Annotated in this window: 1 protein-coding gene; it reads right to left on the bottom strand. The window is 42.9% G+C overall.

The window, feature by feature from the left end:
• Window positions 1-2,114, bottom strand: a 2,114-nt coding sequence (purL, locus tag AMDU4_RS10205; protein WP_290705005.1) for a phosphoribosylformylglycinamidine synthase subunit PurL, incomplete at both ends; no start/stop codon positions are given.

The following is a 2,114-nucleotide window of genomic DNA, read 5'->3' on the forward strand; positions in this document are numbered from 1 at the left end:
AGGATTTAAGGAATTTCTCCTCATCTGATTTCTTGACCTCGATCAGTATGCCATTTCCCAGTTCTGAGAAGAGTTTTTCATTAGTCCTTCCCGGGATGTTTGATATGTCGGCCTCTATGCCGTACTGGCTTCCAAAGGACATCTCAAGAATGGACATGAGAAGCCCACCAGTTGAAATGTCGTGCATGGATTCTATAGAATCCTTTGAGGAATCTATATCCTCCTTGAGGGCAATAAGCTCATCTATATTCATATGGGGCAGTATACTATGTCCGGTATGCATTGCAGACGAATACTGGCTACCAGCCAGATCCGGTATTATTGTTCCAGCAAGATAGACCGGATTACGGCTATGCTTTGCCTCAACAGTCTTTGCCTTTCTAATATCCTCGATTTTTCCAATAAGGAGCATATTGGGGGTGGGCAGTATTTCCCAGTCTGTTTCATTGTAAAAACTAACGTTTCCGGATACCAGTGGCAGCCCAGTTGCCCGGCAGAAATCTGATATGGCATGAATGGATTCAACAAATCTGTACATTGTCTCAGGATTTTCTGGATTTCCAAAATTCAGGGCATCCACAACCGAATGTGGTGTGCCGCCAGAGCTAAGTATATTCCTGTATCCCTCCGATAGAACATGCATTGTTCCCCAGTAAGGGTCTATCCCTACCATTTTCGGAATTGATCCAGAAGTAAGGCACAGACCCTGGTAAGATTCTTCCACAGGTTTTATGATTGTTGCATCCGAGTGCGTCTCATGGTTAGGCATGCCGGCAAATGGCTTTACAATGGTATTTCCCCTGACTGTAAAGTCGTACTGCCTTACTATATTGAATCTTGAGCATATATTCGGATTGGACAGGAATTCCAGAATAAAATTTCTGTAGTTCTCCGGTTCACGGTCTAATACCGTTTTTTCGACTTTTTCAGGCTTCCTGTAGCTCCTTGCATATACAGGGCCTCCTGTAAGGAATGATAGATCCATATCAAGTATTTTTTCTCCATTGTGTTGAATTATGAGATTGGGGCTCTTCAAGGTTTCACCTATGACAGAATATTCTATACCCCATTTTCCAAAAATTTTCTTTATTTTTTCAAGATTTGACGGATCAATTGCCAGAAACATCCTTTCCTGTGATTCACTGACCCATATTTCCCATGGTTCCATATTGCTATCCTTCAAAAGCACCCTGTCAAGGTTTATAATTCCTGACATGCCACCGGCAAAAAGCATTTCACTCACTGCGCTTGAGAGCCCCCCACCACCAAGGTCTTTCATTCCGTCTATTATTTCCGCTTCATTCGCCTCAAGAATGGCATGTATTAGTGGCTCCTTTATAATTGGATTTCCCAGCTGTACAGCATTTCTGTTCTCTTCATTATCTGCCTTAAGAATCTTAGAAGCGAAATTTACGCCATGTATTCCATCTCTTCCCGTCCTGCCACCACATACAATAAGCAGGTCTCCTTCCTTGCTTATCCTGCTCCTGACCACATGGTCTTTCCTTACAATGCCTATGCACCCCGCATTTACAAGGGGCATGCCATTGTATATGGGGTTAAAATTCACTGAGCCAGCAACTGTAGGGATGCCGACACGGTTTCCGTAGTCTCTAATTCCTCCAACTACCCTGTTTATTATAAACCGTTCGGTTAGATTGCCCTTTTCATTATCTGGATCTCCAAAATATAGGGAATCAACCAGTGCCACCGGCTGTGCACCCATGCAAAGAACATCTCTGATAATCCCTCCAACTCCCGTTGCGGCACCACCATATGGTTCAACGGCACTGGGATGGTTATGGCTTTCCATTTTCACTACATATGCATAGTTGCTGTCAAATGATATGACACCTGCATCATCCTCCATTGTGAGTATTGTATAATCGCTCTTAAGCCCAGAAAAATATTTTTTCAGGTAAATTTTGGATGATTTATAGCAGGAATGTTCGCTCCACCCCTGGGCGATAGCCTGTATTTCAATGTCAGTTGGATTTCTTCCAAGCCCGCGGAAATAGTTCCTGAGCATTACTATCTCATCATATGTCAACCCCAGGCCTGATGCTATTTTAGTAAGTTCTTCATTTGTACCCTCAATTATATTATACATAATA

The organism is Ferroplasma sp. Type II (genome assembly GCF_000496155.1).